This window comes from Mycobacterium sp. NTMscope_MAC_12 (assembly GCF_976985675.1).
The window spans coordinates 4,362,933-4,380,710 of record NZ_CDRJYY010000001.1 but is presented as its reverse complement, the minus strand read 5'-3'; the positions used below and the strand labels follow the sequence as shown (position 1 = coordinate 4,380,710).

The 17,778-nt window shown below is 67.7% G+C and carries 17 protein-coding genes; 9 read left to right on the top strand and 8 right to left on the bottom strand.

The window, feature by feature from the left end; genetic code table 11:
• Positions 1-202 precede the first annotated feature (202 nt).
• From guaA to AC0KS4_RS20155, 4 genes are all read left to right on the top strand, one after another.
• On the top strand, positions 203-1,807 hold the full coding sequence (guaA, locus tag AC0KS4_RS20170) for a glutamine-hydrolyzing GMP synthase (protein ID WP_238956783.1): 1,605 nt from the start codon (positions 203-205) through the stop codon (positions 1,805-1,807).
• 178 nt (positions 1,808-1,985) lie between these two features.
• Positions 1,986-3,191 carry a DUF1214 domain-containing protein gene (locus tag AC0KS4_RS20165; RefSeq protein ID WP_238957378.1) on the top strand — a complete coding sequence of 402 codons (1,206 nt, stop codon included), beginning with the start codon at positions 1,986-1,988 and terminating at the stop codon, positions 3,189-3,191.
• Positions 3,188-4,333: a sulfotransferase family protein gene (locus tag AC0KS4_RS20160; RefSeq protein ID WP_238956782.1), complete on the top strand. Its 1,146-nt coding sequence runs from the start codon at positions 3,188-3,190 to the stop codon at positions 4,331-4,333. Before AC0KS4_RS20165 ends, AC0KS4_RS20160 begins: the two co-directional genes overlap by 4 nt.
• Positions 4,320-5,000, top strand: a complete 681-nt coding sequence (locus tag AC0KS4_RS20155) for a TetR/AcrR family transcriptional regulator (protein WP_238956781.1) — start codon at positions 4,320-4,322, stop codon at positions 4,998-5,000. The genes AC0KS4_RS20160 and AC0KS4_RS20155 overlap by 14 nt, the downstream gene beginning before the upstream one ends.
• On the opposite strand, the gene AC0KS4_RS20150 is transcribed toward AC0KS4_RS20155, so the two are convergent.
• Together AC0KS4_RS20150 and AC0KS4_RS20145 are read right to left on the bottom strand one after the other, a co-directional pair.
• Complete coding sequence (locus AC0KS4_RS20150) at positions 4,945-5,520, bottom strand: carboxymuconolactone decarboxylase family protein (RefSeq protein WP_238956780.1); 576 nt, start codon at positions 5,518-5,520, stop codon at positions 4,945-4,947. The two genes, AC0KS4_RS20155 and AC0KS4_RS20150, sit on opposite strands and share 56 nt — an antisense overlap.
• 8 nt (positions 5,521-5,528) lie before the next feature.
• The gene (locus tag AC0KS4_RS20145) at positions 5,529-6,341 is read right to left on the bottom strand and encodes an SDR family NAD(P)-dependent oxidoreductase (protein ID WP_238956779.1); all 813 of its coding nucleotides are present in this window, start codon (positions 6,339-6,341) and stop codon (positions 5,529-5,531) included.
• Between the two features lie 85 nt (positions 6,342-6,426).
• Here AC0KS4_RS20145 and AC0KS4_RS20140 point away from each other — a divergent pair, with 85 nt between their 5' ends.
• The 3 genes from AC0KS4_RS20140 to AC0KS4_RS20130 are packed head-to-tail and all read left to right on the top strand — an operon-like array spanning position 6,427 to position 9,220.
• Positions 6,427-7,431, top strand: coding sequence for an NAD-dependent epimerase/dehydratase family protein (locus AC0KS4_RS20140; protein WP_238956778.1), 1,005 nt, complete (start codon positions 6,427-6,429; stop codon positions 7,429-7,431).
• Positions 7,428-8,024 (top strand): TetR/AcrR family transcriptional regulator, encoded by a 597-nt coding sequence (locus AC0KS4_RS20135; RefSeq protein ID WP_238956777.1) that lies wholly within the window; start codon positions 7,428-7,430, stop codon positions 8,022-8,024. The genes AC0KS4_RS20140 and AC0KS4_RS20135 overlap by 4 nt, the downstream gene beginning before the upstream one ends.
• Positions 8,021-9,220 (top strand): cytochrome P450, encoded by a 1,200-nt coding sequence (locus tag AC0KS4_RS20130; protein WP_238956776.1) that lies wholly within the window; start codon positions 8,021-8,023, stop codon positions 9,218-9,220. The genes AC0KS4_RS20135 and AC0KS4_RS20130 overlap by 4 nt, the downstream gene beginning before the upstream one ends.
• Here AC0KS4_RS20130 and AC0KS4_RS20125 read toward each other — a convergent pair.
• A complete protein-coding gene (locus tag AC0KS4_RS20125) occupies positions 9,180-10,460 on the bottom strand; it encodes a cytochrome P450 (protein ID WP_238956775.1) in 1,281 nt (426 codons plus the stop codon). The genes AC0KS4_RS20130 and AC0KS4_RS20125 overlap by 41 nt on opposite strands.
• The gene (locus AC0KS4_RS20120; RefSeq protein ID WP_238956774.1) at positions 10,457-11,053 is read right to left on the bottom strand and encodes a TetR/AcrR family transcriptional regulator; all 597 of its coding nucleotides are present in this window, start codon (positions 11,051-11,053) and stop codon (positions 10,457-10,459) included. The genes AC0KS4_RS20125 and AC0KS4_RS20120 overlap by 4 nt, the downstream gene beginning before the upstream one ends.
• Positions 11,054-11,303: 250 nt before the next feature.
• Between AC0KS4_RS20120 and AC0KS4_RS20115 the strand changes: the two genes are divergently transcribed.
• Both AC0KS4_RS20115 and AC0KS4_RS20110 read left to right on the top strand, forming a co-directional pair.
• Positions 11,304-11,993: a hypothetical protein gene (locus AC0KS4_RS20115; RefSeq protein ID WP_238956773.1), complete on the top strand. Its 690-nt coding sequence runs from the start codon at positions 11,304-11,306 to the stop codon at positions 11,991-11,993.
• Between the two features lie 48 nt (positions 11,994-12,041).
• A complete protein-coding gene (locus AC0KS4_RS20110; RefSeq protein WP_225330130.1) occupies positions 12,042-13,610 on the top strand; it encodes a DNA polymerase Y family protein in 1,569 nt (522 codons plus the stop codon).
• Here the strand turns inward: AC0KS4_RS20110 and AC0KS4_RS20105 are convergent.
• From AC0KS4_RS20105 to AC0KS4_RS20090, 4 genes are all read right to left on the bottom strand, one after another.
• A complete protein-coding gene (locus tag AC0KS4_RS20105) occupies positions 13,601-14,758 on the bottom strand; it encodes an alpha-hydroxy-acid oxidizing protein (RefSeq protein WP_225330129.1) in 1,158 nt (385 codons plus the stop codon). The two genes, AC0KS4_RS20110 and AC0KS4_RS20105, sit on opposite strands and share 10 nt — an antisense overlap.
• A 125-nt stretch (positions 14,759-14,883) precedes the next feature.
• The gene (gene kasB / locus AC0KS4_RS20100) at positions 14,884-16,143 is read right to left on the bottom strand and encodes a 3-oxoacyl-ACP synthase KasB (protein WP_238956772.1); all 1,260 of its coding nucleotides are present in this window, start codon (positions 16,141-16,143) and stop codon (positions 14,884-14,886) included.
• Between the two features lie 103 nt (positions 16,144-16,246).
• Positions 16,247-16,714 carry a hypothetical protein gene (locus AC0KS4_RS20095; protein WP_225330127.1) on the bottom strand — a complete coding sequence of 156 codons (468 nt, stop codon included), beginning with the start codon at positions 16,712-16,714 and terminating at the stop codon, positions 16,247-16,249.
• 5 nt (positions 16,715-16,719) lie between these two features.
• The gene (locus AC0KS4_RS20090) at positions 16,720-17,745 is read right to left on the bottom strand and encodes a nucleoside hydrolase (protein ID WP_238956771.1); all 1,026 of its coding nucleotides are present in this window, start codon (positions 17,743-17,745) and stop codon (positions 16,720-16,722) included.
• Between the last annotated feature and the right edge of the window lie 33 nt (positions 17,746-17,778).

Sequence of the window (17,778 nt, the reverse complement as noted above, 5' to 3'; positions counted from 1 at the left end):
CAACGCCATCAGGGCAACTCCTGGGCTGGGCGAGGTTGCAGAATCCTCGACCAGTTAATTGAAAATGATTGTCGTTATCAAGACGGGCCCGCCCCCCTCATATCAAAGGCATAAAATTCGCCGCAGCGGCGCGTTGCGCACCACGTTTCCGCGGGAGGCCTCTCGGGCGGGGCCGGCGCAGGTGGCCACTAGACTCGCCTGCGTGGCCGAATCCACTGGAAACGCGCAAACATCGGGTACGTCCGGACCGCCGGCTCGACCGGTGCTCGTCGTGGACTTCGGCGCGCAGTACGCGCAGCTGATCGCCCGCCGGGTCCGCGAGGCCCGGGTTTTCTCCGAGGTCATCCCGCACACCGCCACGGCCGAGGACATCAAGGCCCGCGACCCGCTGGCGCTGGTGCTCTCCGGCGGGCCGTCCAGTGTCTACGCCGACGGTGCCCCTCAGCTCGACCCGGCGCTGTTCGATCTCGGGGTGCCGGTGTTCGGCATCTGTTACGGGTTTCAGGCCATGGCGCAGGCGCTGGGCGGGACCGTCGCCCACACCGGCACCAGCGAATACGGCCGGACCGAACTGAAAGTCCTTGGCGGCGAACTGCATTCGGGATTGCCCAGCGTCCAGCCGGTGTGGATGAGCCACGGCGACGCGGTCACCGCCGCGCCGGACGGATTCGAGGTGGTGGCCAGCAGCGCGGGCGCGCAGGTGGCCGGCTTCGAGAACCGGGCCCGTCGCCTGGCCGGGGTGCAGTACCACCCGGAGGTGATGCACAGCCCGCACGGGCAGCAGGTGCTCAGCCGCTTCCTGCACGACTTCGCCGGGCTCGGCGCGGACTGGACGGCCGCCAACATCGCCGAGGCGCTGGTCGAGCAGGTGCGCGCCCAGATCGGCGACGGCCACGCGATCTGCGGGCTGTCCGGCGGCGTGGATTCCGCGGTGGCCGCCGCGCTGGTGCAGCGCGCCATCGGCGACCGCCTGACCTGTGTCTTCGTCGACCACGGGCTGCTGCGCGAGGGCGAGCGCGCGCAGGTGCAGCGCGACTTCGTGGCCGCCACCGGCGCCAACCTGGTGACCGTCGACGCGGCCGACACCTTCCTCGACGCGCTCGCGGGCGTGACCAATCCCGAAGGCAAGCGCAAGATCATCGGCCGCCAGTTCATCCGGGCGTTCGAGGGCGCGGTGCGAGACATTGTGGGGGACAACGCTTCCGACGGTTCCGGCGTTGACTTCCTCGTCCAGGGCACGCTGTATCCCGATGTGGTGGAGTCCGGTGGCGGCAGCGGCACCGCGAACATCAAGAGCCACCACAACGTCGGCGGCCTGCCCGGCGACCTGAAGTTCAAACTCGTCGAGCCGCTGCGGCTGCTGTTCAAGGACGAGGTGCGCGCGGTCGGGCGCGAGCTGGGCTTGCCGGAGGAAATCGTTGCGCGCCAACCGTTTCCGGGTCCCGGCCTGGGCATCCGGATCGTCGGCGAGGTCACCGCGCAGCGGTTGGACACCCTGCGGCGGGCGGACTCGATCGCGCGCGAGGAGCTGACCGCCGCCGGCCTGGACAGCCTGATCTGGCAGTGCCCGGTGGTGCTGCTGGGCGACGTCCGCTCGGTCGGCGTGCAGGGCGACAACCGCACCTACGGGCACCCGATCGTGCTGCGGCCGGTGACCAGTGAGGACGCCATGACCGCCGACTGGACCCGGGTTCCCTACGAGGTGCTGGAGCGCATCTCGACCCGCATCACCAACGAGGTGGCCGAGGTCAACCGCGTGGTGCTCGACATCACCAGCAAACCGCCGGGCACCATCGAGTGGGAGTAGCCGCCCGGGCGTGACGCGCTTCGCCGACGACCCGTCCCATTGACAGTCCCTCCATCCGAGTGGTACGCATGGCGCAATTGAAAACACCATTTTCAATTGGTCGTGGCGCCGACGCCGGCTGGAGGACAAGGTGGCCGAGCAAACCCGTGAACAGGCACAACCAGCCTGGAAGAACCCGATGGCCTGGCTGCCGCACTCGATCGCGGAGGCGGCGCTGTCACCAGGGGACGGCCCGGCGGCCGACCTCTCCCAGGCCTGGGCGCACCTCCAGGAGCGGCTGAACGCGGCCGAACAACTCGTCCGGAGCGCACCGGTCAACAAGAACCGCCTCGACTATGCGTCGGGGATGCGTCACCTGATGGTGCTCCTGGCGGTCGGCACCGACATGGCGCTGCGGGCCGATCCCGACCCGGTGCTCGCCGTCAATCGCGCCAGCATGGACGACATCGTCACCTGGGGCCTGGAATGCCCCGACTGCGTGTACCTGAACGCGAGCCTGCGCGCCGGCGAGACCTATCGGCTCTTCGGCAACCGGGGGACGGCCCGCTACGTCGGGTTGCAAACCATGGACGGAATCGCGGCCACCTCCAATTGCCTCGTCGACGACCTCGACGTCGACACGGATGGGCGCTTCGAGGCGATCCTCTCGGCCGACGAGCACGAGGGCAACTGGTTGCGGCTGGCGGGGGAGCACCCGACGCTGACCGTACGAAACTTCTTCTACGACTGGGACACCGAGGTTCCCGCGTCGCTGCACATCGAGCGCGTCGGGGAAGAAGTGGTACCCGAAGTCCGTTCGGTCGAGCTGGATTCCTCGGTCGCCCAACAGCTTTACGCCCTGGGGGACTTCGTCTACGACAACCTGAAGTTCTTTCTCGACTTCGGTGCGATGCCGCCCGCCAACGGATTCATTCCGCCGATGGACATGACCGAGATGGGCGCTGCCGCCGAAAATCGGCCTGTGATCGGGCGATTCGAGCTCGGGCCCGACGAGGCGCTCATCCTCGCGGTACAGCCCCCCGAGGGGGTCTACTGGAGCATCTCGTTGGGCAACCCGTGGTTGGAGACGATCCACTACGGCCGCCATCAATCCAGCCTCAACGGCCACCAGGCGGTCATCGACCCCGACGGGGTCTTTCGCGCCGTCATTTCCGCAACTGATCCCGGGGTGGCGAACTGGCTCGACACCGCGGGCCACAGCAACGGCGCGATGCTTTTGCGTTGCGTCCGAACGCAAACCGCGCCGGTGCCCGACACACGGGTCGTGAAGGTCGACGACGTCGTGGCGGCGTTGCCGGCAGAGACCACGATGATCACTCCCGCCGAACGCGCGCACGTCATCGAGGCCCGTCGCCGCGCCGTACACGAAAGGTTCTACCGGTGAGCTTCTCGGCTGACGACCTCGAAGACGGTGCGCGCGCCGCCACCGGGCTCGACGACTTCGGTTCGTCCTACTACCGTGAGGGCCTCGAGCGCACCGTCGACGCATTGAACACCGAAGCCGAACTCAACGACCTCGGCCGCGTCATCCAGCACGCCACCATCAGCAACGCCCTCATCCAGCGGCTGAAGATCGTGGAAACCTACAAGCAGCATCCCGAGATCGTCGACGAAATGGTCGAGGGTCCCGTCGTCGTCCTCGGCCTGCCCCGCACCGGCACCACCGCGCTGAGTCAATTAGTTTCTGCCGACCCACAATTCAGGTCGCTGCGCACGTGGGAATCTCAGGCACCGACTCCGCCGCCCGAGGCCGCCACCCAGCACAGCGACCCGCGCATCGCGCAGTGCGCCGACGGCATCGCGATGATCGAGCAGATGTTCCCCGATTTCCGGGCCATGACCAATTCCGAACCCGAGGCCGCGACCGAATGCCAGGACCTGATGGGCATGAGCTTTCGCACCTTCCACTTCGACGGCGTGGTGCGCGTGCCCGGCTACGTGGAATGGCTGCTGCGCAACGACATGCGCGAAACCTACGCGTTCCACCGCGACGTGCTCAAATTGCTGCAATGGCATTGCAAACCGAACCTGTGGCACCTGCGCACCCCGGTGCACATGTTCGCCCTCGACGCGTTCGTCGAAGCCTATCCGGACGCGAAATTTCTGTGGAGCCACCGTGATCCGGCCAAGGTTTTGGGATCGGTCTGCAGTCTCATCGCCTACGTCCGAAGCTGGAGCAGTGACCGAAAAGACCCCGAAGAGCTCGGCGCCGAGCAGCTGGCATGGTGGGCCGAGGGCATGCGTCGGGCCATGGAATTCCGCAGGAAGTTCGGTGACGACCGGTTTGTCGACGTTTCGTTTGCCGCCCTGCAATCCGACCCGGTCACCACCGTGGCCGACAGCTACGAAAGGCTCGGTCTGAGGTTCACCGACTCGGCGCGGGCCAAGGTTCGCCAGTGGGCCGAGGAACACAAGCCCGGTCACCGCGGCACCCACACCTACGACCTGGCCGACTACGGGTTGACCCCTGCGCGGGTGCACGAGGCGTTCAGCGACTACATGGCGACCTACGATGCTTCGGCCTGATCGGGCCGGCGGGCGTCAAAAACTCGAACCCGATCCGCAGGTACACGCCGCGATCGTGTCCGCGGCCGCCGAAGTCGTTCGGACCGAAGGAGTCCAGGCACTGTCTGTCGCTGCGCTGCTCAGCAGGACGCAGCTGAGCACCCGGGCGTTCTACCGTCACTTCGACTCCAAGGATCAGCTGGTGGCGGCGGTATTCCTGGAGATGGCTCGCGGTGAGGTCGCGCGGCTGCAGCAACGCATGTCGGGAGTCGATCCGGTTCGTGCGGTGTTGGCCTGGATCGCCGGCCGACTCGACCTCGCCTTCAATCAGCAGATCCGCGCTGACCTACGCCAGATGTCGATCGAGGCGCAACGCCAGATGTTCGCCGCTCCCGAAATCGTTGCCCCCGCGTATCGCGAAATACTGCACCCGCTTGTCCAAGAACTCGCGCGCGGAAGGGATCTGGGCATATTTCCAGAGATCGATCCCGATGTTGAGGCGCTCTCCATCCAGGGCGTGGTGTGGTCCAATGTCGAACGGCACTGGGCGACGGCGAGCCGGGATCCCGACCAGATCCGGGATCGCGTGCAGCGTTTCTGCCTCGGCGGCCTGGGGTTGTCGCTCGAAGCGATCAGCGCTGCCCTTGCGGATGGGCGGCATCGACCTGGTCGGGGGAGTAGCCGATGACCGGGATCGATTCGCCGTACACGTCGAGGGTGTGCAGAAAGCGGTGCAGCCCCATCGTCGAGGCGCAGGTGAAGCCGAGTTCGACGATCTGCGCGGCGGTGAAATGCTCGCCCAATCGCCGATAAAACTCGTCGTCGATCGAATGATGGTCGCCCGACAGGCGGTCCAGGAATTCCACGGCCAGGCGCTCCTGCGGCGTCAAAGAGTCGTGCTGTGGGGCCAGCAGGCACGCCACATCGTCCTCGGTGATCGAATCGTGCTTGCGTGATTGGCTGCACGGCTCGCACTCGCCCAGTTGGGCACTGCGTATGCGCAGCAGTTCCAGTATCCGGCCGCCCAGCAGCGTGTCCGCTCCCAGCTGTGTTCTGGCCATGTCCACCTGGGCCAATTGCGCACTGCGGTAAGCGAATATCTGCAAGGGAACCGGTGTGGCGTAGCGGCCGTCTGCCATGCCCGCATCCACGATGCGGCGCGAAGCCGTGCTCAATCGGTCCATCGGGATCGGCTCGATGCGTGGCATGGTTCGTCCTAGCTGTTAGTGGGGCCCAGGGCGTAGGCGCCGGTCTCGGGGTGGTGGTACCAGCCACCGGCGGCGTGGGTGCCGCCGTCGACATGGATCGTCTGGCCGGTGATGTAGCTCGACATGTCGGAGGCGAGAAACACTGCCGCGCCGGCCATCTCGTCGACCCGTCCCGCGCGACCCATCGGGACCGTGAGCCCGAACCGCTCTTCGGAGCCCGGGGGTGCCACGTGCATGATCCCTTCGGTCAAGGTGATATCGGGTGCCAGCGCGTTGACCCGGATCCCATGCGGCGCGAGTTCGAGGGCCGCGGTTTTGGTGTAATTGATGACCCCGGCCTTGGCCGCCGCATAGGTGGCGTAACCCGGTGCGGCGCGGGCGCCTTCGATCGAGGTGACGCTGATGATGCTGCCCGCCAACCGGCGCTCAACCAAGCCGCGCGCGATCCGTTGGGTGCACAGGTAGACGTGGCGCAGGTTGGATTTGTACAGCGCGTCCCAGCCGTTCTCGCTGGTGTCGAGGATCCCGGACCAGAAGACCCCACCGGCATTGTTGACCAGGATCGTGACCGGGCCGAGTTCGGCGGTGGTCTGCGTCAGCGCGGTGTCGACCGCGGCGCTATCGCGGACGTCGGTGGGAATGCCGAGCGCGCCGATCTCGGCCGCGGCCGCCGCGCACGATTCGGGGTTGCGCTCCCAGATCGCCACCTTCGCGCCAAATCGTGTCAGTCCCGCGGCGATGCCGCGACCGATGCCCGCACCGCCGCCGGTGACGACGGCGACACGGTCGGTCAAAAGAATGCTTGCCGGATCGAGCGTCATGGGCTAATCCTAGAGGAATAGCAAGTCAAGCATTACGATATTTACTTGATTTGTCTCATATGTAGCCAGGGAAGGGGCCGCCGCCATGGCCAGCACCATCTTCGTCACCGGCGCCACCGGCCAGACCGGCGGCAACGTCTGCGAACAGCTGATCGAGCGCGGAGACCACGTCCGCGCGCTGGTCCGCAACCCGGACGAGGCGGCGGTGCTGGCCGCCATCGGCGTCGAATTGGTCAAGGGCGACATCAGCGACGCCGACGACGTGCTTCGCGCGGCCAAGGGCGCCGAGGCGGCGATCCACTGCGCGGCGCTGCTGGGCGGGGCCAGTCAGGACCTCGAGGATTTCAAAGCGGTCAACATGATCGGCACAACCAACGTGCTCGACGCGGCGAAAAGCCACGGCATGCGTCGGGTCGTCGCCCTGAGCACGGCCACGTTCATCGATCTGAGCACCGACCTCGACTTCGAAGAGGCTCCCGTTCTCCAACAGCCGCCCGACGACCCCTATACGGTCACCAAGCTCGCCGCCTTCCTCGAGGCTCACCAACGTGCCGCCGCGGGCGAGGACGTGCTGACCTGCCATCCCGGCGCGATCTTCGGGCCGGCCCCGGTGGTGGAACGGGCCCTGCACCGGACCAGCTTCAACCGGGTGTTGCTGGCCGGCATGCGCGGAAAGATCAAGCGCTACCTTGCGTTTCCCGTGACATGGGTGGCGGGCCGGGACGTCGCGAAGGGCTCGATTGCGGCGCTGGACCGCGGGGTGGCCGGTGAGCGCTATCTGTTGATCGGCCAGCCGCAAGACACCATCAGCACCGCCGCCGGCATCAACCGGGCCTGCGAGATCGCCGGAATCGACCACCGCGTCGAGGATCTCGACTACCGGTCGGATCCGCAAGCGTTGACCGCCGAGTTCGGACCGACCTTAATGGCCATCGCCGAGGCCGCGGCCAAAGACGTGCGCAAGCCCAGAGCCGACGACAACCTGACCACCAGGCGGCTGGGCTACCACCCGATGTCCTTCGACGACGGGCTGCGCCTGCTGATCCCGTGGCTGCGCGAACTCGGCCGGCTCGATCCGGTGGCCGCGTGAAAGCGTCGACGGCCGAGGCTCGCCGATCCGGTTCGGATCACGGCGATCTCGGCGATCGGATACTCGACGCCGCACGCCGCCTCGTGCTGCGGACCGGCGCCCGGAAATTGTCCTTGTCGGATGTGGCGACCCTGGCGGGGGTGTCGCGGCCGACGATCTACCGCTACTTCGACTGCAAAGAAGATCTCATCGACGCGCTGGGCAAGCAGGAGTACCGGCGCTTCAGCACCGCCATGGAGAGGGCGATGATCGGGGTAACCGGAGTCGCACGACTGGAAGCCGCGATCGACGTCGTGGCGACGTTCGTCGAGGAGCAGCCCCCCGGGCGTCAGCTCGACTTGGAGCCGGGCTTCGCCCATCAACAGATGGCCCGGGCGTTACCCATGATCATCGAAGGATTGCTGCCCGTCTTGGAGAAATGCGCTCGCGAGGACGGTTTCGATAACGCGGTCAACAGCCGCAACCTGGCGGGCGCAATCGCGCGAGTCGCCTTGAGCCACTACGTATTCCCGGATAACGACCCGGCGGTGGCCCGCCGCGAGATCCGCGCCGCGGCCGGTCTGCCCGTCGGTGGATCCAGGAGGACGCGTTGACCGCCTCGAAAGTTGTCTTTGATCCGTTTTCGAACGACTTCTTCAACGCCCCCTACGCCACCTACCGGCGGCTGCGCGACGAGGAGCCCGTCTATTACAACGAGCGTTACGACTTCTATGCGCTGACCCGTCACGCCGATGTCGCGGCCGCCATCAAAGACTTCGAAACATTCTCGTCCTCGCGCGGGGTCGATCTCGAGATGGTGCAGTCCGGTAATCCCGTGCCGCCGCTGATCATCATGATGGATCCGCCCCAGCACCGCCGGATGCGCAACCTGGTGAACAAGGTGTTCACGCCGCGCGCCATCGAACGCCAGCGTCGGCTGGTCGTCCAACAGATCGAACGATTTCTCGCCGCGGCCGATCCCGTCGAATTCGATGTGGTGCAGGACTTTTCGGCGTTGTTTCCCGTGGAAGTGATCACCCGGCTGCTCGGCGTGCCCGCCGAGCTCCGCCAGCGGGTCCGCCTTCTCCTGGACAAGACGCTGGAGCGGGAGTACGGCAACGTCGCGACGCCCGAAGAGGGCGTTCAGGCGGGCATCGAGACCGGACTGATCTACTACAACATCATCCAAGAACGGCACGCCAATCCGCAGGACGACATGATCAGCGATCTGATCGCCGCCGAAGTCGAGCGCGACGGCGTGGCAACCAAACTCGACGACGTCGAGATCGCCGGCTTCGCTTCAATGTTGGGCGGGGCGGGTGCGGAGACGGTCACCAAGTTGGTGGGCAACGCGGTGGTCACTTTCGCCGAGCACCCAGATCAATGGCAGATGTTGCTCGAGGACCGCAGCCGGATTCCCGCCGCGGTGGAGGAGTTGCTGCGGTGGGAGGCGCCCGCACAGTACCTGGTGCGGTACACCATGAAAGACGTTGAGTTGCACGGCACCACGATCCCCGCCGGAAACCCCGTCCTGCTCTGTGTGGGCTCGGCCAACAGGGACGAGCGGGCGTTCACCGACGCGGACGTTTTCGACATCAACCGGGACCGCAGCCAGGCGCAGAACCTGGGGTTGGGCTACGGGGTGCACAGTTGCCTGGGCGCCGCGCTGGCCCGGACGGAGAGCGCCGTCGCGCTGGACAAGCTGCTGGATCACATGCCGCGCTACGCGATCGTGCGGGAGGGGCTGCACCGGGTGGCCATGACCAACGTCATCGGCTGGAACAACGTGCCGGTGCGGGTGCTGGGCTGAGTCGCTCTCTACGGTCGATGACGACTGGCAGTGACCGGTGTCCCCGTAGCACCGGGCTGGCGATCCGGATCGGCGTCCCGGCCCGTGCCAGGTGCGGTAACCGGCGCGCGAGTGTCTCGATCGCCGCGCGACCTTCGATCCGGGCCAGAGCGTTGCCGATGCAGAAATGGATGCCGGAGCCGAACGCGATGTGCTCGTAGGAGTTTCGGTCGATGCGGAACTCGTCCGGGTCGTCCCAATGACGCGGATCGCGGTTTGCGGAGCCGATCAGTGGCAGCACCCTGGCGCCGGCGGGGATGGTGGTGTCGCCGATGGTGATGTCGGTCGCGGCGATCCTGAGCAGGCCCTGGCCGGGTCCGTCAAACCGGAGCGTCTCCTCCACCGCGGTGGCGGCCAAGGCCGGATCGGCCGTGATCTGCTGCCACAGGTTCGGCCGATCCAGCAGCGCCAGCATCGCGTTAGAGATGAGATTGGTGGTCGTCTCGTTGCCGGCGACCAAGAGCAGGACGCAGAAGTTGATGAGTTCCACCAGGCTGAGCGCCTCGGTGTCACGGTCGCCGGCTATCAGGAGGCTGACGAGGTCGTCGCCGGGGTTGCGGCGCCGACTGCGTACCGTATTCGCGAAGAACCAAGTGATCTCGGCTATGCCGGCCAGCATCTTGGTCTTGCTGCCACCGGTGAGCAGCCCGTTGACCAGGTTGTCCGACCAGCGCTTGAAGTCGTTGTGGCGATCGGCCGGAATGCCCATCATCTCGGCGATCACGATCGTCGGCAGCGGCGATGCCAGGTTGGCAACCAGATCAATCGGCTCGTTGCCGGCCTTGGCGACGATGTCGTCGACGAGGCTTTCGGCGATCTCCTGAATTCGCGGCTCCCAGGCGGTGATTCGTCTCGGTGTGAAGGCCCGGCTCACTTTGCGGCGCAACTGGGTGTGCTCGGGCGGATCGCTGGTCAATACGGTGCGAATCGGCGCAATGCGACCCAGCATTGCGGCGAGCAGGTGCGGGACCTTCATCGTGGGGTTAAACGGGTTGTCGTCGAAACGCGACGACTTGCCCAGGTCGGAGGAGAACCGCGTGGCATCGCGCACCGCGACCGCCACGTCGTCGTGACGGCTGAGTATCCACAGATCCGGGTCCGCGCAGTGATAGACCGGAGCGTGATCGCGTAGCCGCGCATAGTGCGGGTAGGGGTCCGCGATCACCGCAGGATCGTTGAGATCGAAGTGCGCTTTTGTCATTTCCCTGCTCCGATCGCGGTCATCAGCGTGAGAACCCATTGCCGAACGAATCGCTCCTCGTCGATTCCGAGTGGGCGATCGTCGTGCATAGACGCGGCGATCCAATAGTTTTCGATCGCTCCGAGCCAGATCGCGGTAATCGCCTCGAAATCGCGGTCGGGTGAACCATCTTGTGGCGCTTTGCCTTCGAGCCACTTGGCGAGAAACTGATGCGACCTGACGAAGAGGCGATCTCGGGCATCGGCCATCACATTGGGAAAGCGGTCGCCTTCCTTGACCATCACGCGAATCAGATCGCGCCAGTTGGTCATCAGCACCAATGAGCCCCGGGCAACCAATGTCAGCTCGGCCTCCAGATTGCCGAGCGACAACATCGGCGCGAGAGTGAAGCTCGCGTCGGCGGTCTGGATGGCTCGCTCGACAGCGGCGGCCATGACCTGTTCCTTCGACCCGAAATGGGTGTAGAGGGATCCCGAGTGCGGGGACAGGCCGGCTGCCTTCTCGATCGACGCGATCGACGTGCCGGCATAGCCGTGCTCGGCGAAGAGTCGCAGCGCCTCGTTGAGGATCCGATCGCGGGTGCTGTCGGCCATGGGCACCGTCCAATCAAACGCTTGGGTATTGCAACCATATGCTTGCTGGGTTGACATGGCAAGGGTCGCGGATGGCTCGCCGCATGGGCGGCATAGCCGTCGCCCGGCGGCTAAAAATCCCGCCCAAAAGACACCATCAGTCCCACCGGTATCGATCGCATAAAGCCGCCCCTCCCGTCGCTTGACGGTTGTCAGAGGGCAGGTGTTTACTTCGAACATATTTTCGAATGGTGATCAAGGAGGCTAGGTCATGACCGCGGCTTTTGCCTCCAGTCACCACGAAGAAACCCGTGCTGAGCAGCTCGAATCGCTTCGGCGGCGGATGGCGGGCATCTCCGCGAAAAGGTCCGGGCCGGCCTTCGGCGGGCCCGCCGACGAGCTGCTGGACTCGGAATCCCAGCTGGCGCTGCCGCAGTGGCTGGCGGACCTGTTGCCGGCGCCGCTGCCGCGGGGAACGGTGGCGGTGCTCTCGGGTGCCCGGTCGCTGCTGTTGAGCATGGTCGCCGCGGTCACGGCGGCCGGTGGCAACGCCGCGATCGTCGGCCAGCCGGATATCGGGCTGCTGGCCGCCGCGGAGATGGGGGCGGACCTGAGCCGGCTCGCGGTGATACCGGATCCCGGAACCGATCCGGTGGAGGTGGCCGCGGTGCTCGTCGACGGCATGGATCTGGTGGTCCTCGGGCTGGGCGGGCGCCGGGTGCCGCCGACCCGGGCGCGGGCGGTGGTGGCGCGGGCCCGCAACAAGGGGTGCACCCTGTTGGTCACCGGCGGCGAATGGCAGGAGGCGCCGACGCGGCTCGCGGCCCGGGTCTGTGGATATGAGATCACCCCCCACTGGGGAGCGCCCGCCCCCGGATTCGGGCGGATCAGCGGGGTGCGGCTGCAGGTCAGCGGGATGTGTGCGGGGCGACGGGTGATGCCGCAAGCGCGAGCGGGGTGAATTCCGGTGGTAACCCCTTCTGGTTCAAGGGTTTTGGCGATCTGGTGCATGGATTGGCCCGCGGTGGCGGCGGCCGCGGCCGCGGATCTGTCCGCGACCGTCCCGGTCGCGGTCACGTTGGCCAACCGGGTGATCGCCTGCTCGTCGGCCGCCCGAGCGGTGGGGGTGCGGCGGGGGCTGCGGCGCCGGGAGGCGGCGGCCCGGTGCCCGCAACTGCATGTCACCACCGCCGACGCGGACCGTGACGCCCGCTTCTTCGAAGCGGTGATCGCGGCGGTGGACGATCTGGTGCCACGCGCCGAGGTGCTGCGGCCCGGGCTCCTGGTGTTGCCGGTGCGCGGGGCGGCCCGCTATTTCGGGTCCGAGGCCACCGCCGCCGAACGGCTGATCGACGCGGTGGCCGCAGCCGGCGCCGAGTGTCAGGTCGGGATCGCCGACCAGTTGTCCACCGCGGTCTTCGCGGCGCGGGCGGGCCGCGTCGTCGAGCCGGGAGACGACGCGAGGTTTTTGTCGGTGCTGTCCATCCGTCAACTCGCCACCGAACCGAGCCTGTCCGGTCCGGGCCGGGAGGAGCTGACGGACCTGTTGTGGCGGATGGGGATTCGCACCATCGGGCAGTTCGCGGCGCTGTCGCGCAGCGACGTGGCCTCCCGGTTCGGCGCCGACGGGGTGAGCGCGCACCGGTTGGCCCGCGGCGAGCCCGAACGGCCGCCCTCCGGGCGGGAACCGCCGGCCGAGCTCGAGGCCGTGCTGGACTGCGATCCGCCGATCGACCGGGTCGATGCTGCGGCATTCGCCGGGCGCTCGCTGGCCGGCGCGCTGCACCAGAAGCTGATGGCCGCCGGCGTGGGATGCACCCGGCTGGCCATCCACGCCGTCACCGCCAACGGCGAAGAACGCCATCGGGTGTGGCGATGCGCCGAGCCGTTGACCGAGGACGCCACCGCCGACCGGGTGCGCTGGCAACTCGACGGCTGGTTGAGCAACCGCACCGCGCGCGATCCCCGGCCCACCGCCGCGGTGACACTGTTGCGGCTGGCCGCGGTGGAGGTGGTATCCGCCGAGGCGCTGCAATTGCCGCTCTGGGGCGGGCTGGGGGAGGAGGACAGGCTGCGGGCCCGACGGGCGCTGGTGCGGGTGCAGGGCCTGCTCGGGCCGGAGGCGGTGCGAGTGCCGGTGCTGTCCGGTGGTCGCGGGCCGGCCGAGCGCATCACGCTGATCCCGCTGGGCGACGAGCCGGTGCCGCGGGCCGATCCCGATCTGCCGTGGCCCGGCCGGCTGCCCGAGCCGTCACCGGCGGTGTTGCTGGACGATCCGGTGGAACTGCTTGACGCCCAAGGGAATCCGATACGGGTGACCAACCGCGGGCTGTTCTCCGCCGACCCCGCCCGGATGATCACCCAGGGCCGAGACGAGCGGCTGTGCTGGTGGGCCGGGCCCTGGCCGGTCGACGAGCGGTGGTGGGACGATCGGCCCGCGGCCGGCAATGGGGGCGGACCAAGGGTCGGACCGAGAGGGGGCCGCACCGCCCGCGCCCAGATCTTGCTGGAGAGCGAGCGCGCGTTGCTGTTGTGCTATCGCCAGCGGCGCTGGTATCTCGAGGGGAGTTACGAGTAGGTGGGCCGCAGCGCCTCGGGGGTCAGGTCCTTGAGCGAGGGATATCCGTCGACGGCCATGATCAGATCCGCCTCGGCCAGCAGCGAGCGCAGCACGTGCACGATGCCGTCGACGCCCCCGAGCGCCAGCCCGTAGGCGTAGGGCCGGCCGATCCCGACGGCGGTCGCCCCCAGCGCGAGCGCCTTGATGATGTCGGCCCCGCTGCGCACACCGGAGTCGAACAGCACCGGCAGCCCGTCGGCCGCCTCGAGCACGTCGGGCAGGCAATCCAGGCAGGGCAGCCCGCCGTTGGCCTGTCGCCCGCCGTGGTTGGAGCAGTAAATGCCGTCCACGCCAATGTCTTTGGCGCGGCGAACGTCGTCGGGATGGCAGATGCCCTTGACCATCAGCGGCAGGTCGGTCTCCGACCGCAGCCACTCCAGGTCCTCCCACCGGAACGGGCCGCCGAAAATCGGCAGCTTGCGCACCGCCGCCTCGGTGGCGTCTTCGCCGCGGCTCAGCTTGGCGCGAAAAACCGGATCGCTGGTGTAGTTGGCCAGACACCCGCTGGGCACCTGGGGGTAGTTCCCGCCGCTGAGGTCGCGGGGCCGCCAGCCGGTGACCCAGGTGTCCAGGGTGACGGCGATGCTTTTGAAACCGGCCGCCTCGGCGCGGTGCACCAGGCTGGCGGCCATCTTGCGATCCGGCGGCGTGTACAGCTGGAAAAACGCCGGCGTATCGCCCAGTTCGGCCGCGACGACCTCCATGGGGTCGGACGTGAGCGTGCCCACGAAGAACGGGACGCCGGTACGGACGGAGGCCCGGGCGCAGAGTATGTCCCCGTGGCCGTCCGGATCGCACACCCCGATGACGCCGATGGGTGCCATGAAGATCGGAGACGGGAACCTCATGCCGAACAGCTCGACGGACATGTCGCGCTCCTCGGGCGCGACCCCCATCCGCGGATACAGTCCCCACCGCTTGAAGGCCGCGCAGTTGGCGCGCTGGGTGTGCTCGTCACCGGCGCCGCCCGCGACGTACTGCAGCACCTTCGGTGTCATCGCCGCCGCGGCCTTTTTCTCCAGGTCCTCGAACCTGATCGGGTACTGCGGCTGATTTCCGTGCAGCGACTGGTCGTACAACTCGTTTTGGTAGTCGGCGAAGGCCATAGTCGGTCCAGTACCCCGCACCCGGTGCACCAAACGGTGTTCGAGGATGCGACCCCACGGGTTGGTCAGTGCGGCGAAAACACATTCCGCGATAAGCGGTTTCGATGCGCTCCGATACGTATCGGTCAGTACCGCCCGAAGACGGTCGCCACGTTGTGTCCGCCGAACCCGAACGAGTTGTTGATCGCGTACTCGTAGTTCCCCGGGCGGGGTTTGCCCGCCACCACGTCCAGGTCGATCTCGGGGTCGAGGTTTTCCAGGTTCAGCGTCGGCGGGACGACCTGGTCGCGCAGCGCGAGCACGGTCAGGATCGATTCCACGGCACCCACCGCGCCCACCGAGTGGCCCAGGGCCGCCTTCGGCGCGTAGACGGCGGCGTTGCCGCCGTGGGGGCCCAGCGCGTTGTTGATGGCCTTGCCCTCGGCGACGTCACCGACCGAGGTGCCGGTGGCGTGCGCGTTGACGTGGTGAATGTCGCTGGGGGACAGGCCGGCGAGCTGGATGGCGCGGCTCATCGCGTGCCCGGCGCGTTCGCCGTTGGGGTCCGGGGCGACCATGTGGTAGCCGTCGGAGGTGATGCTGGCGCCCATGATGCGGGCCAGGATGTTGGCGCCGCGGGCCTTGGCGTGCTCTTCGGTTTCGATGACCATCAGGGCGCCGGCCTCGCCGAACACAAAGCCGGTCCGGTCGCGGTCGAACGGGCGACAGGCGCCGACCGGGTCGTCGTTCTTGGTCGACATCACGATCCGCATCTGCGCGAACGCCGCGATCGCGACCGCTTCGATCCTGACCTCGACGCCACCGCAGATCGCGATGTCGGCCTCCCCGAACACGATGTTGCGCCACGCCTGGGCGATGCCCTCCGATCCCGACGCGCACGCCGACACCGGGGTGATCACCCCGGCCCTGGCGCGGCGCTCCAGGCCGACCGCCGCGGCGGCCCCGTTGGGCATGTACTTCTGCACCGCCAGCGGGGAGACCCCCTTTGCGCCTCGCGCGCGCAGGTCGTCGTAGCTGAACACGATCTGCTCCGCCGAGCCCAGGCCGGTGCCGATGGACACCATCAGCCGGTCGCTGTCGACCTCGGGCGAGCCGGCGTTCTCCCACACCCGACGACCCAGGACGGTCGACATCGTTTGCAGGTAGCCCATGCGGTGCAGCTCGGCGCGGGTGAGCCCGCCGTCGAAATCCTCCAGCAGATGACCGCCGATGCGCACCGGCAGGTCAAACTCCTCGACGAACGAATCCTCGAGCTTGCGGATACCACTTTGCCTGTCCAGCAGCAGCTTCCACGTGGCCTCGGCGTCAGTCGCCAGCGCCGTCGTCATCGCGATGCCCGTTACGACCACGTTCGGCAGCGTCTTCCCGGTAACCAGCTCCGCCATGACTCCCGAAACCTTTCACTTGATGAGAGCTGCTAACGATTGACGTCGAGCCCCACTCACCCCACCAAATCATGCCAAACACAAGCCACCATTATCCCAAACGTCACGAGGCGTGCCGCCGATTGGCGCCTACCGCCTGCGCTTGGGCCATCAGCGCGCGGCCGCCGGGCAACGCCCGCAGGGCGGTGCGGGCCAGCCGGTCGCGGCCGCGGACGCCGTCGGTCCTGGCCTGGCCGGTGCGCAGGTGGCGCCAGCCCAGGCCCGCCCACGACCCCGCGACGACGGCGTCGATCACCCCGCCGCGGGCCCGGCGCCGGTCGATCAGGGCCAGGCCGAGCGCGGTCGCCGAGTGCACCGTGTCGACCCAGACCCCGGCCGCCAGCACCTCCGGGCCGGGGTTGACCCCCGACAACGCCGCCTGGACCAGATGGCGAGCGCCCAGGATGCGGGTGACGACGATCGCCCGGCGATCGACCCGCACGCCGTGGATGCGGCTCAACACCTCGGCGGGGGCGGCCAGCAGCACACCGCCCCATCCCGCGCGGATCAGCTCGATGGCACGAATCTTCATGCGGTCTAGGCTAACCGGCGCGCGAAGGGACCCACCCGCTCGATGAACAGATCGAAGAAAGCGGCCGCATCCACGTCAATCCCGATGAGCGCGTTGGGTTCTCGATGGCCCGACCAGTCGGTCACCGTCATGGCCCGGGTCAGGGTCCCCGTCAACTCGATGTCCACGGTCGCCGGACGGGTCGTGACGAGCCCCGGATCCAGCGCGACGGCGGCGGCCAACGGATCGTGCATGTGCGCCTGATATCCGTGGCCGAGATCGTGATAGGCCTCCAGGTAGAACCGCGTGGCGTCCTCGATCACCCGGATCAGCGGATTGGACGCCGTCGACCGGGTTCCGCGTTCGTCGTGCTCGCTCAGCGGCGTCGTCGTCGACCCGGCGGCGGCAGCCAGCCGGGCCAGGTGCTCCGGTGTCATCGCGACCTTGCGGGTCAAGTCCAGGCCGCACAGGATCGGAAGGCGCTGCTGCTCAACGCCTTCATGGCCCCAGGCCGCCAGCACCTCGGCCGCGGCCTCGGGGTCCACGCTGATGTTCCATTCCGCCACCGCGGTGGTGTTGCCCCGGTGGTCGTAGGAGCCGCCCATGATCACCAGCCGGTGCAGCAGCGTCGGCAGCGCGGGCTCGGCGCGCACCGCCAGCGCCAGATTGGTCAGCGGGCCCGTCGCCACGCCGATGAGCTCGCCGGGGTGGGCGCGCGCCGCGCGCACCCAGGCGTCCGCCGAGTCGTAGTCGGTGAGCGAGCCCCCGCCGGGCGGCAGCTCGGCATAGCCTAATCCCCTGGGGCCGTGGACTTTTGACGGCAGTCGCATCGGTCCGGTCAGGGTCTGATCGGAGCCCCGGGAAACCGGTATGCCGGTGACGTCGCACAGCCGCAACAGGCCCAGATTGTTTTCGCAAACCTGCTCCACGCCGACGTTTCCGCCGGTCGACGCGATGCCGATCACCTCGGCGTCCGGGCTGGCGAGCAGGTACATCAGCGCCAGCGCGTCATCCACGCCGGTGTCGACGTCGACGAAAACGGGAGCGTTCATTGTTTACAACATAGCCATCTCGGCTATTAGGCT